The sequence below is a fragment of the Sphingosinicella microcystinivorans genome, assembly GCF_003634215.1.
Classification (GTDB): domain Bacteria; phylum Pseudomonadota; class Alphaproteobacteria; order Sphingomonadales; family Sphingomonadaceae; genus Sphingosinicella; species Sphingosinicella microcystinivorans.
Window position 1 is genome coordinate 1111043 of record NZ_RBWX01000007.1, and the last position, 15708, is coordinate 1126750.

General features: G+C 63.1%; 14 protein-coding genes. 9 read left to right on the top strand and 5 right to left on the bottom strand.

Features of this window, described 5'->3' with window-relative positions; translation table 11 throughout:
- Window positions 1-10 precede the first annotated feature (10 nt).
- A complete protein-coding gene (gene acuI, locus DFR51_RS05410; RefSeq protein ID WP_121047967.1) occupies window positions 11-988 on the top strand; it encodes an acrylyl-CoA reductase (NADPH) in 978 nt (325 codons plus the stop codon).
- A gap of 27 nt (window positions 989-1015) precedes the next feature.
- Here the strand turns inward: acuI and DFR51_RS05415 are convergent, their stop codons facing one another.
- The 4 genes from DFR51_RS05415 to aptA form a co-directional block, all read right to left on the bottom strand.
- Complete coding sequence (locus DFR51_RS05415; RefSeq protein WP_121047968.1) at window positions 1016-1990, bottom strand: bile acid:sodium symporter family protein; 975 nt, start codon at window positions 1988-1990, stop codon at window positions 1016-1018.
- A 188-nt stretch (window positions 1991-2178) separates the two neighbouring features.
- Window positions 2179-4371: a glycosyltransferase gene (locus tag DFR51_RS05420; protein WP_121047969.1), complete on the bottom strand. Its 2193-nt coding sequence runs from the start codon at window positions 4369-4371 to the stop codon at window positions 2179-2181.
- Window positions 4372-4376: 5 nt separating this feature from the next.
- Window positions 4377-5561: an HlyD family secretion protein gene (locus DFR51_RS05425; RefSeq protein ID WP_121047970.1), complete on the bottom strand. Its 1185-nt coding sequence runs from the start codon at window positions 5559-5561 to the stop codon at window positions 4377-4379.
- Window positions 5562-5664: 103 nt separating this feature from the next.
- Window positions 5665-6978: an omega-aminotransferase AptA gene (aptA, locus tag DFR51_RS05430; protein WP_121047971.1), complete on the bottom strand. Its 1314-nt coding sequence runs from the start codon at window positions 6976-6978 to the stop codon at window positions 5665-5667.
- A gap of 107 nt (window positions 6979-7085) precedes the next feature.
- On the opposite strand from aptA, the gene DFR51_RS05435 reads away from it, so the two are divergent.
- Complete coding sequence (locus tag DFR51_RS05435) at window positions 7086-7679, top strand: cupin domain-containing protein (RefSeq protein WP_243446543.1); 594 nt, start codon at window positions 7086-7088, stop codon at window positions 7677-7679.
- A 6-nt stretch (window positions 7680-7685) separates the two neighbouring features.
- Here the strand turns inward: DFR51_RS05435 and DFR51_RS05440 are convergent, their stop codons facing one another.
- Complete coding sequence (locus DFR51_RS05440) at window positions 7686-8183, bottom strand: MarR family winged helix-turn-helix transcriptional regulator (protein ID WP_121047972.1); 498 nt, start codon at window positions 8181-8183, stop codon at window positions 7686-7688.
- 285 nt (window positions 8184-8468) lie between these two features.
- On the opposite strand from DFR51_RS05440, the gene ectA reads away from it, so the two are divergent.
- Genes ectA through DFR51_RS05475 form a run of 7 tightly spaced genes read left to right on the top strand, consistent with a single transcriptional unit; the run spans window position 8469 to window position 15708 of the window.
- Window positions 8469-8984 carry a diaminobutyrate acetyltransferase gene (ectA, locus tag DFR51_RS05445; RefSeq protein WP_121047973.1) on the top strand — a complete coding sequence of 172 codons (516 nt, stop codon included), beginning with the start codon at window positions 8469-8471 and terminating at the stop codon, window positions 8982-8984.
- Entirely contained in the window at window positions 8981-10288 is a 1308-nt protein-coding gene (ectB, locus tag DFR51_RS05450; protein ID WP_121047974.1) for a diaminobutyrate--2-oxoglutarate transaminase, read from the top strand. The genes ectA and ectB overlap by 4 nt, the downstream gene beginning before the upstream one ends.
- Window positions 10289-10309: 21 nt before the next feature.
- Window positions 10310-10723 (top strand): ectoine synthase, encoded by a 414-nt coding sequence (locus DFR51_RS05455; protein WP_121049832.1) that lies wholly within the window; start codon window positions 10310-10312, stop codon window positions 10721-10723.
- A 21-nt stretch (window positions 10724-10744) separates the two neighbouring features.
- Entirely contained in the window at window positions 10745-11659 is a 915-nt protein-coding gene (thpD, locus tag DFR51_RS05460) for an ectoine hydroxylase (RefSeq protein WP_121049835.1), read from the top strand.
- Window positions 11656-13092 (top strand): aspartate kinase, encoded by a 1437-nt coding sequence (locus tag DFR51_RS05465; RefSeq protein WP_121047975.1) that lies wholly within the window; start codon window positions 11656-11658, stop codon window positions 13090-13092. The genes thpD and DFR51_RS05465 overlap by 4 nt, the downstream gene beginning before the upstream one ends.
- 17 nt (window positions 13093-13109) lie before the next feature.
- The gene (locus DFR51_RS05470; RefSeq protein ID WP_121047976.1) at window positions 13110-14333 is read left to right on the top strand and encodes an MFS transporter; all 1224 of its coding nucleotides are present in this window, start codon (window positions 13110-13112) and stop codon (window positions 14331-14333) included.
- A gap of 10 nt (window positions 14334-14343) precedes the next feature.
- Entirely contained in the window at window positions 14344-15708 is a 1365-nt protein-coding gene (locus tag DFR51_RS05475) for an MFS transporter (RefSeq protein ID WP_121047977.1), read from the top strand.

A 15708-nucleotide genomic window follows, 5' to 3' on the forward strand; every position in this document is an offset into this window, starting at 1 on the left:
GTTTCGCTGCATGTTTAAGGCCATTGTTATCGACAAGACGGATGCCGGGCAGACGGCACGGATCGCCGAGTTGGAAGGCAGCGATCTGCCTGAGGGCAATGTCACCGTCCGGGTTGAATACTCGACGGTGAATTTCAAGGACGGGCTGGCCATCACGGGTGCCATTCCGCTCATCCAGAGCTTTCCGATGGTGCCCGGCATCGATTTCGCCGGCGTTGTCGAGACGAGCGCGCATCCAGGCTGGAAAGCGGGCGACCGCGTGGTGCTGAACGGCTGGGGTGTCGGCGAACGGCACTGGGGCGGGCTTGCGGGCAAGGCGCGCGTGAACGGCGACTGGCTTGTGCGCCTGCCGGATGCCTTCACGACGCGGCAGGCGATGGCGATCGGCACGGCGGGTTATGCCGCGATGCTGTGCGTGCTGCGGCTTGAGAAGCTCGGTGTGAAGCCGGGGGACGGCGAAGTGATCGTGACGGGGGCGAGCGGCGGCGTCGGCAGTGTTGCCATCGCAGTGCTTTCGAAGCTCGGGTACCGGGTCGCGGCATCAACGGGCAGGCCGGAAGGCGCCGACTATCTGAAGGCGCTCGGCGCGGCCGAGATCATCGATCGGAATACGCTCACCGAACCCGGCGCGCCGATGCAGGCCGAACGATGGGCAGGCGCAATCGACACGGTGGGCAGTCACACGCTCGTCAACGTCTGCGCGCAGACGCGCTACGGCGGGATCGTCGCAGCGACCGGCCTTGCGCAGGGCATCGACCTTCCGGCGACGCTCTATCCGTTCATCCTGCGCAACGTGACGCTTTCGGGCGTCGACAGCGTGATGGCGCCCCGCGCAGACCGTGAAGAGGCGTGGAGCCGTCTCGCCCGTGACCTTGATCCCGCGAAGCTCGAAAGCATGATCCGCGAGATTGCGCTCGACGATGTGATTCCCGCGGCCGGCGACATCCTGCAGGGCAAGGTGCGCGGACGGATCGTGGTGCCGCTCTAGGCCGCGAGAGGTCCGCGACGCCGTTCGTCAGGCAGCCCCGGGGTCATCCGCGTAGACGCGCGCAATGACCGCGCAGACGAGCAGCTGGATCTGGTGGTAGACCATCAGCGGAAGGATCAGCATCCCGACGAGCGGCGCTGCGAACAGCGCCGCCGCGATCGGCACGCCGCTCGCCAGGCTCTTTGTGGAGCCGCAGAATACCAGCGCCACTTTGTCCGCCCGTGACAAGCCGAGGACGCGCGACAGCGCGAGGGAAACGAGCAGGACCGCCGCGAGCAACAGCACGGCAAGCCCGGCGATGGTTGCGAGATCCACGCCCGAAACGCGTGACCACAGCCCATCGACGACCGCCGCACTGAACGCGGTGTAGACGACGAGCAGTATCGAGCCGCGATCGAGCTTTCCAAGAAAGGCTTTATGGCGATCGACGAAGCGTCCGATGAGCGGCCGGGACAGGTGCCCGACGATGAAGGGTATCAGCAGCGTCACCACCACCGAGCGGATGGCCGCGCCCGTATCGACCTCGCCGCCGGCCCCCTGGGCATGGATCAGCAGCCCGGCGAGCAGCGGCGTGAGGAAAACACCGATGAAGTTGGACAGCGATGCGCTGCAGACGGCCGCGGCGACATTGCCGTGTCCGATCGATGTGAACGCGATCGACGACTGGACGGTGGAAGGCAGCACGGCGAGAAACATGAGGCCCGCCTTGATGTCGGCGGATACGATGCGGTCCGGCGCCAGCGCGACCCCGAGCGCGACCAAGGGGAACACGATGTAGGTCATGCCGAGGGCCGACAGGTGCAGCTTCACCGCGCCCGCGCCGCGCATGACCGCTTCGCGCGAAAGCTTGGCGCCGTGCATGAAGAACAGCAGCATGATGGCGAGACGCGTGGCGATTGCGAAGGCTTCCGCGGCATCGCCTCGGCAGGGCAATACGCTTGCGAGGGCGACGACGGTGAAAAGTGCGATCGTGAACCCGTCCGGGCGCAACTTGACCAGCATGTCGACTCCTGATGCGGCCGCACCGGCGGCGTTGGCGCAGGCGTTCTATGTCAGGAGACACGCATTTTGAAACCTGCATCCCTACGACACGCCGTAAACCTGCGCATTTTGAACAGCCAGAACCGATCGACCTTCAGCTCTGACAGCCTCCAAATGGCGGCTTGTCATCGTGTGAACGCGAGCCGGTTCTAGCCCGCGGCGCCGGCACGTCTCGGCTCCGGCAAAGGCGCGGTATGCGGGGTGCCGACCCCGTCATGAGGCTCGTCTTCGACCGCAGAGGTCGCGAGCGCGACGCCGGTTTCCAGGCTTGCCGCCGCAAGCTTCCGGGCAGCAGAGGGCGGGACGAGACGCGTCGCCGCGGCGAGCTTGATCTCCGGTGCTTCGGGTTCGGGTGCAGGCGCGGGCTGGGCGTGCACCGTGAGATCGGCGGCCCAAAGCCTCCGGATGACAGCACCCGCCACTGCAAGCGCGGACGGCCGCTGCGCGTTGACCTGGATCCGGTTTGTGAAGAGTGAAACGATCAAGCGGTCGCGCACCTCTTCGGAATGGAAATCGAACGCGACACCGATGCGGCGACCGGTCCTGCGAACGAAGCCGCGAACGATACCGACCTCTGGCAGGATCACCTGCACGCGCTCCCCGATCACCAGATCGGCGGGCTCGGAGACCTCCATGCCAAGGCCCGACAGCGAAATATCGCCCTTGCCGGAGGTGATCATGTGACCTGTGTCGCTGAGCAGCGACAGCGGCTGCTGGATCTCGAAGCGCTCCTCGCCGCGAATGCGCGGTTTTTCGAGGCACATCATCGCGACGAGGATCATCACGAGCATATTGAGCAGAAGCCAGAAGCTCACCATCGGCAACAGCTCGTCTTGCACGACGATGCGATAGTCCGCGCCCATGTTCGCGACCATGCCCGCCACGCTCGCCGCGATCAGGAACAGGCAGGAAAAGAGCACGCGCGTTTCCCAGTTTCCGCCGCCTGCGGCGGAGCCCTTTGGCGTGACCTTGAAGACGTGACCGTGCGGCTTCACGAGGGTTTGCAGGACGACGGGGAGAATCCGGAACATCTGGAACACCGCGAGGACCTGGGCCGCCAGCGGGTAATAGCGGCCGGGTGCAAGCAGTGTGATGCCCACGAGCAGCGCCAATATCAGCGGCAGCAGGTAGCTGGTGAGGCTTGGCAGATCGACGTGGATCATGGGCGACAGGTTGAAGAGCATGAACATGATCGGCATCAGGATCGCGAAGGCCGATTGCAATCCCTGCGTGATCCATGCCGAGGGCAGGAACATCAGCCGGTGCCGCAGCTTGAGGCCGGGACCGAGCGGCCCTTCCTTCAGATAGAGGATCTGGATCGCGCCCTGGGCCCAGCGTTGCCGCTGCACGAAGAATGCCGCCGTGCTTTCCGCCGCCAGGCCATAGGCGAGCGGTTCGTTGAGATAGCGCGTGACATAGCCCTGGCGCAGACTCGCGAGCGTCAGCAGCATGTCTTCCGTGATCGAACCTTCGGGCAGGCCGCCGCCGATATCTTCGAACAGCTTGCGCCGCGTGACGGAATTCGAGCCGCAGCAGAACGAGGCATCCCAGCCATCGCGGCCGGGCATGATCGCTTCGAAGAAGAAGCGCTGATCGTCCGGCATCGCCTGCTGCAGGCCGAGGTTCGTCTGCATTGGGTCGTGGTTGTAGAAACTGTGCGGGATCTGGACGATCCCGACCTTCTCGTCTTCAAAGAAGCCCATCGTGCGCAGCAGGAAATCGCGCCTCGGCACGAAATCGGCGTCGAACACGGCGCCATAGGGCGCGGTTGTGAGCGTGAGGGCGTGATTGATGTTGCCGGCCTTGGCGCCCTTGTTGTCGGGGCGGTTGATGTAGCCGGCGCCCTTGGCGACGCAGAGGTCGTGCACCCATTGACGGCGGCCATCATCGAGCACCCACACCCGCGCGTCCGGCCAATTCAGCGCGAGGCATCCAAGGATGGTTTTTTCCAGAACGTCGCGGGGCTCGTTGTAGGTGGCAATGAACACGTCGACAGGGGGCAGCTTCGCGGCGCTTTCCGCCCATCGTGCGCGCAGCATGGCTTCGCCGGTGTCGGCCTCTGCCGATCGGTCGGTAGGGCGGGAGAGGATTGCGAGCAGGATCGCGGCATCAAACAAAGCCGCGAGTTCGACGGTGAGGCAGGTGAGGGGCCACCAAAGGTCGCCCGGACCACCGGACCAAGGGATCGTCTGCGTGATCCGCCAGTGGAGATAGTAGAGGATCGTGGCGCCGACTGTGGCGATAAGGCCGGCACGGCTGTAGCGCACGCCGCCGAACAGGATCAGCGCCCCCAGCACCAGGGCGAGAGGCGCCAGTGTTTCGATCAGCGGGAGGGTGTTCAAGACGGTCAGATCGTTCGGCTGAACCGCACTTCGGCCAGCCGCCCGACATCGCACCTGCGGCTGGCGTCGAACGCTTCCGGCGCGGGCGCCGAAAGCGAAACGTCCACGATGATCTCGCGGGCGTCCGGCTTCGAATGGGTCGAGGCGGCCAGCAGCCGCTCCTCTCGGCGGCTTGCGGCGCCCGAGATGCTGGAGATGCGGCCTTTCATCCAGCGGTCGGAGCCGATCAGGCGCACGTCGGCAGGGCCGCCGGGCACGATGGCTTCGGCCTTGCGTTCGGGCAGCGCGACCTGCACGAAACGGCGGCGGCAATCGACGAGATCGAGGATGGGTTCACCGGCGCGCACGGCGGCACCGGAGCTTGCGGTTGCCGCCCAGATCAGCGTTCCGGCCGGCGCGCGGTAGCTGGCGCGGCCGAGCGCGTCTTTCAGGCGCAGTTCTGCTTGCGTATGCTGTGCGGTGGCGTCGTTCAGCGTTTTTTCGATGATCTGCCGCTGCAGCATCAGGCGGTCGGCCTGCTGCGTGGCGTAAGGCGCGTCATTGTAGCTGTCGCCGATGAACACGCCGGCGCGCGCGGCCTTTTCCGTGACCTCGATCGAGCGCAGCTTCGAGGCGGCGCTGCTGCATTCGTTGCTCGTGCGCGTCGCCGCGGCTTCGGCCTTTTCCACGGCGGCGGGGGACATGAAGCCCTCGCGCGCGAGCTTCCGCACGCGCGCAAGCGTCGCTGCCTGCTGCGTGCGTTCCGCCTGGCATCCATTGAGATCCGCAAGCGCGGCGCCGCGGTCTTCGCTGAGGCGGGCGCTCGTGGCCGCGTTGAAGGCCGACGCACGCTTTTCGAGTCGCTGTTCTTCAGAGCGAAGCTCGGAGAGCTGGCGCTGGGCAAGATCGATCTGCGCCTGCGCCAGATCTGCCGCCGCCGCGAGGTCTGCAACCTCTCCAGTATCCTGCGAGAGATCGAGCAGGCGGATCGAGGAGGCCTTCGCGAAATAGCGGCCGTCGGCAGGCAGGTCCGCCACCGTGCCATCAACCGGCGCCGACAGGCGGATGAGCGGCGCGTTGATCGCCGCCTGCGTCGAAACGTCGTTGAAGACATAGGGCGCGAAGCCGACTGCGCCGATAGCGATAAGCGACGCGGCAAGCACAAGGCGTGTGCTGCGGGCGCGGACGAAATTCTGAACGTTGATATTCATGGTTTTGCGGCCCCTGCGCCAATCAAGGTGTTGGCGCTCTGCCGCTGTGATAAACAAATCTGGCTAATTCCGAGTTAACCCCGGCACCCTTGAGCCTGTGCGTTTACGCCGTCGCCTTGATCGTTTCACGCAGCATCTCGATCATCGTGTCGATTTCCGCTTTCTCGGCGATGAGGGGCGGCGACAGGGCGATGATGTCGCCCGTCACGCGGATGAGCAGCCCGCGCTGGAAGCAATCCGTGAACACGTCGTAGGCGCGGCTGCCGGGCGCGCCTTCGCGCGATGCCAGCTCAATGCCGGCGACGAGGCCGATCGCGCGAATGTCCGTGATCGTGGGTAGGCCGCGCAGGCTGAAAACAGCCTCTTTCCAGTAGGCTTCGAGCTCTGCCGCGCGCGTGAGAAGGCCTTCCCGCGCGTAGATGTCGAGGGTCGCCATGCCCGCCGCGCAGGCCACCGGGTGGCCCGAGTAGGTGTAGCCGTGGAAAAGCTCGATGGCGGACTCGGGTCCCTGCATCAGCGCATCGTGAACGCCCCGCGCGCAGAAGACGGCGCCCATCGGCACGGCGCCGTTGGTGATGGCCTTTGCAGTCGTCACGATGTCCGGCTGAACGCCGAACTTTTCGGTTGCGAACGGCGTGCCGAGGCGGCCGAAACCCGTGATCACCTCGTCGAAGATCAGCAGGATGCCGTGGCGTGTCGCGATTTCGCGAAGCCGCTCCAGATAGCCCTTCGGCGGCAGCAGAACGCCGGTGGAGCCTGCCATCGGTTCGACGATGACCGCGGCGATCGTTTCCGCGCCGTGCAGGCCGACGAGCCGCTCGAGATCGTCGGCAAGCTCGGCGCCGTGCTCCGGCAAATCCTGCGAAAAGGCATTGCGCACCGGGTCGTGCGTGTGACGGAGGTGATCGGTGCCGGGGAGGGTAGGAAAGACGCGCCGGTTGTTAACGAGGCCGCCCACCGAGATGCCGCCGAAGCCGACACCGTGGTAACCGCGCTCGCGGCCGATGAAACGCGTGCGGGTGCCTTGTCCGATCGCCCGCTGGTACGCGACGGCGATCTTCAGGGCTGTATCGACCGCTTCCGAGCCGGAGTTGGTGAAAAAGATGCGATCCAGCCCCGCAGGGGCGATCTCACCGAGCCGCTCGGCGAAACGGAACGCGATGGGGTGCCCCATCTGGAACGTCGGCGCATAGTCGAGCGTGCGCAGCTGTTCGCCGACGGCCTCGGCGATTTCGCGGCGGCCGTGGCCCGCGTTGACGCACCAGAGGCCGGCGGTGCCATCGAGAACACGCCTGCCGTCGTCGCTGCGGTAATACATGCCCTCCGCCTCCGCGAGCAGGCGCGGCGCGGCCTTGAACTGCCGGTTGGCGGTGAACGGCATCCAGAAGTTATCAAGGGCGGTCGTGTTGGCGGGCATGTGTTGTCCTTTCTCAAGCACTCCAACACTTGGGACGCGTGAAAACAAGGCGTTTTCTTTAGGCTTTTTTCCGCGCGCGTTTCGGCGCATTGAAGGCATGGTGTTGAGTGTGGTTCAACAACATGAACGCGGTGGAAGAGGGCGGAATGTCGGAAGATCTTGGCGTTGGGTGGCGGCTACGCCATGTACGACAGGCAGCAGGCCTGTCGCAGCGGGTGCTTGCAAAACGTGCGGGGATCACGAACTCCACGATATCGCTTATCGAGGCGGACCGCGCCAATCCCTCGCTCGGTGCCCTGAAGCGCATTCTGGATGCAATCCCGGTCGGCCTTTCAGCGTTTTTCGCGCTGGAGCGGGAGCCGGACGATGCGATGTTTCATGCCGCTAGCGACCTTGTCGAAATCGGCAAAGGGCATGTCTCGTACCGTCAGGTGGGGCGATCGATGAGCGGGCGCAAGCTGCAGATGCTCGACGAATGCTACAAGCCGGGTTCGGACACTGGCCGCATCCCGCTGAGCCATGACGGTGAGGAAGCGGGAATTATCATCTGCGGCCAGATCGAAGTGACCGTCGGGAACGAGCGGCGCGTCCTCGGGCCGGGGGATGCCTACAGCTTCGACAGCCGGATACCGCATCGCTTTCGCTGCGTGAGTGACGTGCCTGCGCGTGTCGTGAGCGCCTGCACACCGCCGACGTTCTAAGACAGGCTAACGGTTTTCCTGTGGTTGATCGCGGTCGATAGCGCCCGCATCGATCAGCGGTGCTGCATCAATGGCGCTTGCACCGAGGACGTCGCCGAGGCGCTCCAGCGCGGCGAGGATCATGGCCTGCTCCCAGATGGGCAGCTTCATGAAACCCGCGTTGAAGCGGGACTGCAGCATGTCCGGTGCAGCCGCCAGGGCCGCTGTTCCGGCCTCGGTGATGCGAACAAGGACCTGACGCTTGTCTTGCTCGCCCCGCCTGCGAGCCACCAGCCCACCCGCGGCCAGGCGATCCAGAATGTTGGTGACGGTCGCATGGCCGAACTGAAGCGTCGATGCGATCGCTCCCGGTGTCACGTCCTCGCGACGCGCGATTTCCTGAAGAACGAGCATCTGGGAGGGGGTGAGCCCGGTTTCGGCGGCAAGGCGTCGCCCGCCAAGTTCACTCGCCCGCAGGATGCGCCGTAAAGCACGCAGGGTTTGGTTGGGTACGCTGGTGCTCATAAACGCTTGGCTAGCGCGGCCATGCCCTCCGAGCCAGCGCTATTATATTTCGGATCATTAAATATAATTTTTCTGCTCTTTCACGGGTTGGAGGCCTCGCCTGCTCCTGAAAGGTTGATAATCCGAAGGTTGGTGACTATATTCCGGCACGAACCGAGCGAGAGTCGATCGTGTCGGGTTAAAAATATTTCGGGAGAATAAACAATTCAACCTCAAGCAAGCAGCGCGTTTACCGCGCCACGGCTTTCGGCGTCCGTTGCAAATGACCCCCAGCCGGACAAGGACATCAGCTTCCGGCCACCCGTTCCGGCCGATGCCGCACAGATTTCGGCCCTGATCGCCGACTGTCCGCCGCTCGACACAAACTCCGTCTATTGCAACCTGCTCCAATGTTCGGATTTTGCGGACACATGCATCGTTGCGGAGCGGGACGACGCGATCGTTGGCTGGATATCCGGCTACCGGCCGCCAACTAAGCAGGACAAGTTCTTTGTATGGCAGGTCGCCGTCAGCGACTCTGTGCGAGGTGAAGGGCTCGGTGGGCAAATGCTCGATGCTCTGCTCGAGCGCCCCGCGCTTCAGGGCGTCCTTTCACTGACGACCACGATCACCGAGGACAATGCCGCGTCCTGGGCGCTTTTCGAAAGTTTTGCCGGTCGCCACGGCGCGACGCTCCGGCGGACCCCGCGTTTCGATCGGGAACGTCACTTCGGCGGCGAGCATGAGACCGAATGGGAGGCCCGCATCGGACCGCTGCCAACGGCCTATCGCAAGCTTTCCAAAACAAGGGAATTGATATGAAGATGACGAAGCCACAGCCAAGCAAATCGGGCCCGGTTCCTGAAATTTACGCTCGGCGCGAATCCGCGGTGCGCAGCTATGCGCGTGCCATGCCGCGGCAGTTCACGCGCGCGGAAGGTGTTTGGATGCACGACAGCGCCGGTGGCCGCTACCTCGATTTCCTTTCCGGGTGTTCCACGCTGAACTACGGACACAATCATCCCGTGCTCAAGCAGGCGCTGCTCGATTATATCGCGGCTGACGGCATAACCCACGGGCTTGATCTGCACACTGATGCGAAGGCCGATTTCCTGGACGCGCTGGAGTCGCTCATCCTGCGCCCGCGCGGGCTCGAATATCGGGCGATGTTCACGGGTCCCACCGGCACAAACGCCGTCGAAGCCGCGATAAAGCTCGCACGCAAGGTTACGGGGCGGGAACTCATTATTGCGTTCAGCAATGGTTTCCACGGCATGACGCTTGGCGCGCTCGCCTGCACGGGCAACGCGCAGAAGCGCGGCGGCGCGGGCGTGCCGCTCAGCCACGTCTCGCATGAACCCTATGATGGCTACCACGGCCCGGATGTCGACACGGCGGCGCTCCTGGAGCAGCGACTTTCCGATCCATCGAGCGGCCTTGATGCGCCGGCGGCTTTCATTGTCGAAACCGTGCAGGGAGAGGGCGGGCTGAATGCAGCGTCTGCGGAATGGCTTCGCCGCATAGCGGAGATCGCGAAGCAGCACGGCGCCCTTCTCATCATTGATGATATCCAGGCGGGTTGCGGGCGTACGGGCGGCTTCTTCAGTTTCGAGGAGAGCGGCGTAAAGCCGGACATCGTTACACTCGCCAAGTCGCTTTCGGGCATGGGCCTCCCATTCGCGCTCACGCTTTTCAGGCCTGAGCTCGATATCTGGTCGCCTGGCGAGCACAACGGGACGTTCCGCGGCAATAATCACGCATTCGTGACCGCTGCGGCGACGCTCCGCCACTTCTGGGCCAATCCGGAATTCGTCGAGGGCGTGCGGGAGAGAAGCGATCTGCTCGAACACCGGCTGGCGCGTATCGCCGCCCGACACGGGCTTTCCACGCGCGGTCGCGGAATGATGCGCGGCATCGATATGGGGTCGGGCGAGAACGCCTCGGCTGTCACCACGGCGTGTTTTGATCGCGGGCTCATCATCGAAACCAGCGGCCCGCACGACGAGATCGTGAAAGTCCTCGCTCCGCTCACCATCGATACCGACGTGTTTGAAGCGGGTCTCGATATTCTCGAGACCGCGGTCGGTGACGTGCTTTCACAAAGCTATGGCGTCGCCGCAGAATAAGCAGAACAAGGAGAAAAGTTGATGATTGTCCGCAGACTGAAAGATGTCCGCGCAAGTGACCGTAATGTCCGTTCCAAGGGATGGGAGAGCGCGCGGTTGCTGCTCAAGAACGACGGAATGGGCTTTTCATTCCACGTTACCCGCATGTACGCGGGCGAAGAATTGAAGATGCACTACCAGAACCATCTGGAAGCTGTTCTGATTCTGAAGGGCACGGGAACGATCGAGGATCTGGGGTCCGGCGAAACGCACGATCTTGCGCCTGGTGTTATGTACGCGCTGAACGCGAACGATGAGCATATCGTGCGCCCCGCGACCGATATCCTGACCGTGTGTGTATTCAACCCGCCCGTCACCGGCCGCGAAATTCACGATGAAAACGGTGCCTATCCTGCAAATCTGGATGAAGCACCGATCGCCGCCGCGGCATCCTGAATGACGGCGGAAGGAGAAACCATGAGCGATCTATACCCCTCCCGCCGATCGGAGGAGCCCGGCATGTTTCCGCGCCGGGACCCCGTGGTCCACGGCACTTGGACGCCCAAAGCACCGGTGAGCCGCGAACAGGCGGAGCAGTTCGACCAGCAAGGATATCTGGTTCTGGAGGACGTATTCAGTGCGCGGGAAATGGCGACGTTGCAGGCGGAGACGGTGCGCCTGCTCGGCGACCCGAGCGGTCTGCAGCGCGATACCATGATTACCGAACCCGGCGGCGCGGAAGTCCGCTCCATCTTCGCCATTCATGCGCAAAGCCAGTTGATCGGACGACTCGCGTCCGACGATCGGCTTGCGGGTGTCGCGCGCTTTCTGCTCGGCGACGACGTATATATTCACCAGTCGCGATTGAACTATAAGCCTGGCTTCCAGGGCAAGGAGTTCTATTGGCATTCCGACTTTGAAACCTGGCATGTCGAGGACGGTATGCCGCGCATGCGTGCCTTGTCGATGTCGATCCTGCTTGCCGAGAATACGCCGCACAACGGTCCGTTGATGTTGATGCCCGGTTCCCATCGCACGTTCGTGTCGTGCGTCGGGGAAACGCCGGACGATCATTACAAGATGTCGCTGAAGAAGCAGGAATACGGTGTACCGGACGAAGATAGTCTTGCGCGCCTTGCGCAGATGCATGGGATCGTGTCGCCGGTCGGCAATCCGGGAACCGTCATCATCTTCGACTGCAACACGATGCACGGTTCAAACGGCAACATAACGCCGTTCCCGCGCGCGAATGCATTCATCGTCTACAATGCGGTGTCGAACAGCCTGCAGGCACCGTTCGGCGCAAAGACGCCGCGGCCCGATTTCATCGCGTCGCGGGACGTCGATCCGCTGTTTCCGGTGACTGACGATCTGGCGGCCTACGCGGCATGACGGGCACACATAGCGTCGAAAAGATCGGCGGGACTTCGATGGCGGCCACGGCCACGCTATTCGATAACGTTTTGATCGCGGGACGGACTGGTTCCGAACTCTACAACCGCATTTTCGTCGTTTCCGCTTATGCCGGCATGACGGACCTGCTGCTGGAGCACAAGAAGAGCGGCGCGCCGGGCGTTTACGCACGTTTTGCAGTAGGCAATGGCGATGACGGCTGGCGCGGCGCGCTCGAGGACGTACGCAAGGCGATGCATAAGCGAAACGCGGAGATGTTCGCGCGCGCTTCGAGCTGCAGCGAAGCAGACAGATTCGTGGACAGCCGCATCGATGCGCTGAGGGCCTGCCTCGACGATCTTCACCGGCTGCGTAACCACAGACGCTTTTGTCTGAAGGAGCAGCTCGTCACCGTGAGGGAAATGCTCGCCGGCTTCGGCGAGGCGCACAGCGCGCACAGTACGGCGCTGTTGCTGCGGGACCGCGGCATCAACGCCGTCTTCGTCGATCTGACACAATGCGACCAGAACGACATCGACACGCTGGACGTGCGCATTCTGAAGGCGCTGGAACCGATCGACCTGCGCACACAGATGCCCATAGTCACCGGCTATGCGGGTTGCGAAGGCGGCATGGTCCGGCGGTATGCACGCGGCTATTCGGAAATGACGTTCTCGCGGATCGCTGTTCTCAGCAAGGCGCGTGAGGCGATCATTCACAAGGAATTCCACCTTTCGAGCGCGGACCCGAAACTTGTCGGCATCGAATGCGCGCAAAAGATCGGCCGAACAAACTACGACGTGGCGGACCAGCTCGCCAATCTGGGAATGGAAGCGATTCATCCGCGTGCCGGCAGAGGCTTGAGGCAGGCACAAATTCCGCTGCGTGTGCGCAACACGTTTGACAGGCAGGATGAAGGCACGCTGATCTGCGGCGACTACGTATCGTCAACTCCGCGCGTCGAGATCGTCACCGGCATCCAAACCGTCCATGCCCTCCAGTTCTTCGAACAGGACATGGTGGGAGAGAAGGGCTATGATGCCGCGATCCTCGATGTGCTGACACGGCACCGCGTCTGGATTGTCAGCAAATCATCCAACGCGAATACCATCACGCATTATCTTTCCGCTTCGCCCGAAGCGGTCGCGCGGGTCATTGCGGACCTTGAGGAGCGTTATCCCGGTGCGGCGATTTCGTCGCAGACCGCTGCGATGGTTTCCGTGATCGGAAGCGATATTTCCGAGCCTGGCCTCGTGCCGCGCGCCTTGAACGCGCTTGCCGATGCCGGGATCGTCATGATCGCGATGCAGCACCAGATTCGGAATGTCGATGTGCAGTTCATCGTTGATTGCGATGATTACGCGCGGGCGATTACCGCGCTGCACGCGGCTCTTGTTGAACGCCGCAGCGGAGCCCATCAGGCGGCGGCCTGACGTCGGAGGTCAGGGCCTTGCTCCCATCACTCCTACCGGTTCGCAGTCTGCTCACGGCGATCTTCATGCTGATGGCTGGCGGCGGCGTGCTGTCGACGCTGACGAGTGTGAGGCTGGAGGAAAGCGGTGCTGGAACCCTGCAGATCGGCCTGGTGGCAACCGCCTACTTCGCGGGCTTAACCGTTGGGTCCCTGCACGTGCACAGGATCATCGCGGGTGTGGGGCATATCCGTGCTTTCACGGCGTTCGTGTCGTTATTCTCGGCAAGCACGCTTGCATATGCTCTGCATCTCGATCCGCTGATGTGGAGCGCACTGCGCTTCATAGACGGGCTGTGCATCGCAGGCGTGTTCATCTGCCTTGAAAGTTGGCTCAACGAGCGGGCCGCGCCTGAAACGCGCGGGCTGGTGCTCGCGGGGTACATGATCGCGCTTTATTCGGGTCAGGCGGCCGGTCAATTCCTGCTCGGCATTGGAATGGCGGGATCGGGCTTCCCCTTCATCGTCGCTTCGATCCTCATATCGCTTTCTGCAATTCCCGTGGCGCTGACACGGATCACGGCGCCTGTTGTTGGCGTCGAACAGCCACTCGCACTCCGCCGGCTCTACGATATCTCGCCGCTCGGCATCGTCGGCACGACGGTCACGGGGATCATGATGGGGGCGTTCTACGGCCTTGGCGCCATTTACGCGCGCAGGCTCGGCATGGATCTTGCCGCGACGGCGACTTTCATGAGCGCCGTCATTCTTGGAGGTGTGGCGCTGCAATGGCCGCTTGGGAAGCTATCGGACAGGTTCGACCGCCGCATCGTTATCGTCTTCACGTTCGGGGCGGCTGCGCTGACGAGTATGTTGCTTGCGTTCCTGGCCGTACCGGACGCAAAACTGCTCGCTGCCGGGGCGTTGTTCGGCGGTCTTGTCTTTGCGCTCTACCCCTTGTGCGTCGCGCATACCAACGACCACCTGAGGCCCGATGAGCGCGTCGCGGCGAGCGGCGGGCTCGTGCTGTTCTACTCAGCGGGTGCCGCTGCGGGACCGATCGTGGGCGGCGGTGCGATGACGTTTGCGAACAACGGCCTGTTCCTGCTTCTGGCAACGTGCGCGACCGGGGTGCTGGCATTCGGAATATGGCGCCTGCGGACGTCACCGCCGGTGCCGGATGCCGATCAGCAAGCCTATCAGACGCTGCCACGCACCACGCCTATGGCAGCGACGCTGGATCCGCGCGGTTCCGAACAATGAAGGATGCCTCATGACCACTTCCCGAGCGGATAACGCCTTCGGCTCCGCCGTTCCGCCTGGCGGAACGGAAAATGTCCCGCCCAGCGTTCTGCGCCGCGCGATCACCGCGTCCGCCGTGGGCAACGCGACGGAGTGGTTCGACTATGGCATTTATGCGTACGGCGTGACCTATATCTCCGCGGCACTCTTTCCCGGCAGCATCGAGGAGGCCACGCTGTTCGCGCTTGCCGCCTTCGCGATCTCCTTTCTCGTCAGGCCTCTCGGAGGACTCTTTTGGGGGCCGCTTGGCGACAGGTTGGGGCGCAAGACAGTCCTTGCTTTCACGATTTTGATGATGTCGGGCGCGACCTTCGCGGTTGGGCTCATTCCGTCTTACGACAGCATTGGCATATGGGCGCCCGTTCTCCTGATGCTGCTGCGGATGGTGCAGGGGTTTTCCACCGGCGGAGAATACGGCGGCGCTGCAACGTTCATGGCCGAATATGCACCCGACGACAAACGGGGGTTCTGCGGAAGTTTCCTTGAAGTCGGCACGCTTGCGGGGTTCTCTTTCGGTGCCCTGCTTATGCTCGGCTTTTCGCTCTGGCTCGGTGATGCCGTGATGCATGATTGGGGTTGGCGCGTACCGTTCTTCGTTGCGGGTCCGATGGGTCTCGTCGGCATGTATCTGCGCGCGCGCATGGAAGACACGCCGATCTTTCGAGAAATCGAATGTGAGGGAAAGCAGGAGAAAGGCACTGCCGTTGAACTGCGCCACCTGCTGCGCGACTACTGGCGGCCGCTCGTCGTGATGGGGGGACTGGTCATCGCGCTGAATGTCGTCAACTACACGCTGCTAAGCTATATGCCGACCTATCTTCAGCGCCGGCTCGGGCTGTCGCCGGACGATGCGCTGATCGTGCCGATTATCGGCATGTTGTTCATGATGTTTCTGCTGCCGTTCGCAGGCGCACTTTCAGATAGAGTGGGCCGCAAGCCGCTGTGGTGGGTTTCGCTCGTCGGCCTCTTCGTTGCGGCCGTGCCGCTTTACCATTTGATGGGGACCGGCCTCACCGGTGCGATTATCGGATTTCTTTTGCTTGGGATTCTTTACGCGCCTCAGCTCTCCACAATATCCGCTACGTTCCCCGCGATGTTCCCTACCCAGGTTCGCTTCGCCGGCTTCGCGATCTCCTATAACATCTCCACCTCGCTGTTCGGCGGCACGGCGCCCGCGTTCAACAGCTGGCTCATCCAGATAACCGGAAATACGCTGATGCCGGCTTATACGATGATGGCGTCATGTGTCGTCGGGATGATCGCTCTGCATTTTCTTGCAGAAACAGCGGGTACGTCACTGAGAGGAACGGTCAAACCCGCCGAGCGGCACCAGTGA

What these genes read in the sequence shown, in the direction of transcription:
- aptA (WP_121047971.1), bottom strand. Translation starts at nt 6,978, where the DNA reads ATGCCCGCCAACACGACCGCCCTTGATAACTTCTGGATGCCGTTCACC.
- acuI (WP_121047967.1), top strand. Translation starts at nt 11, where the DNA reads ATGTTTAAGGCCATTGTTATCGACAAGACGGATGCCGGGCAGACGGCA.
- DFR51_RS05455 (WP_121049832.1), top strand. Translation starts at nt 10,310, where the DNA reads ATGATTGTCCGCAGACTGAAAGATGTCCGCGCAAGTGACCGTAATGTC.
- thpD (WP_121049835.1), top strand. Translation starts at nt 10,745, where the DNA reads ATGAGCGATCTATACCCCTCCCGCCGATCGGAGGAGCCCGGCATGTTT.
- DFR51_RS05475 (WP_121047977.1), top strand. Translation starts at nt 14,344, where the DNA reads ATGACCACTTCCCGAGCGGATAACGCCTTCGGCTCCGCCGTTCCGCCT.
- DFR51_RS05415 (WP_121047968.1), bottom strand. Translation starts at nt 1,990, where the DNA reads ATGCTGGTCAAGTTGCGCCCGGACGGGTTCACGATCGCACTTTTCACC.
- ectB (WP_121047974.1), top strand. Translation starts at nt 8,981, where the DNA reads ATGAAGATGACGAAGCCACAGCCAAGCAAATCGGGCCCGGTTCCTGAA.
- DFR51_RS05425 (WP_121047970.1), bottom strand. Translation starts at nt 5,561, where the DNA reads ATGAATATCAACGTTCAGAATTTCGTCCGCGCCCGCAGCACACGCCTT.
- DFR51_RS05440 (WP_121047972.1), bottom strand. Translation starts at nt 8,183, where the DNA reads ATGAGCACCAGCGTACCCAACCAAACCCTGCGTGCTTTACGGCGCATC.
- DFR51_RS05465 (WP_121047975.1), top strand. Translation starts at nt 11,656, where the DNA reads ATGACGGGCACACATAGCGTCGAAAAGATCGGCGGGACTTCGATGGCG.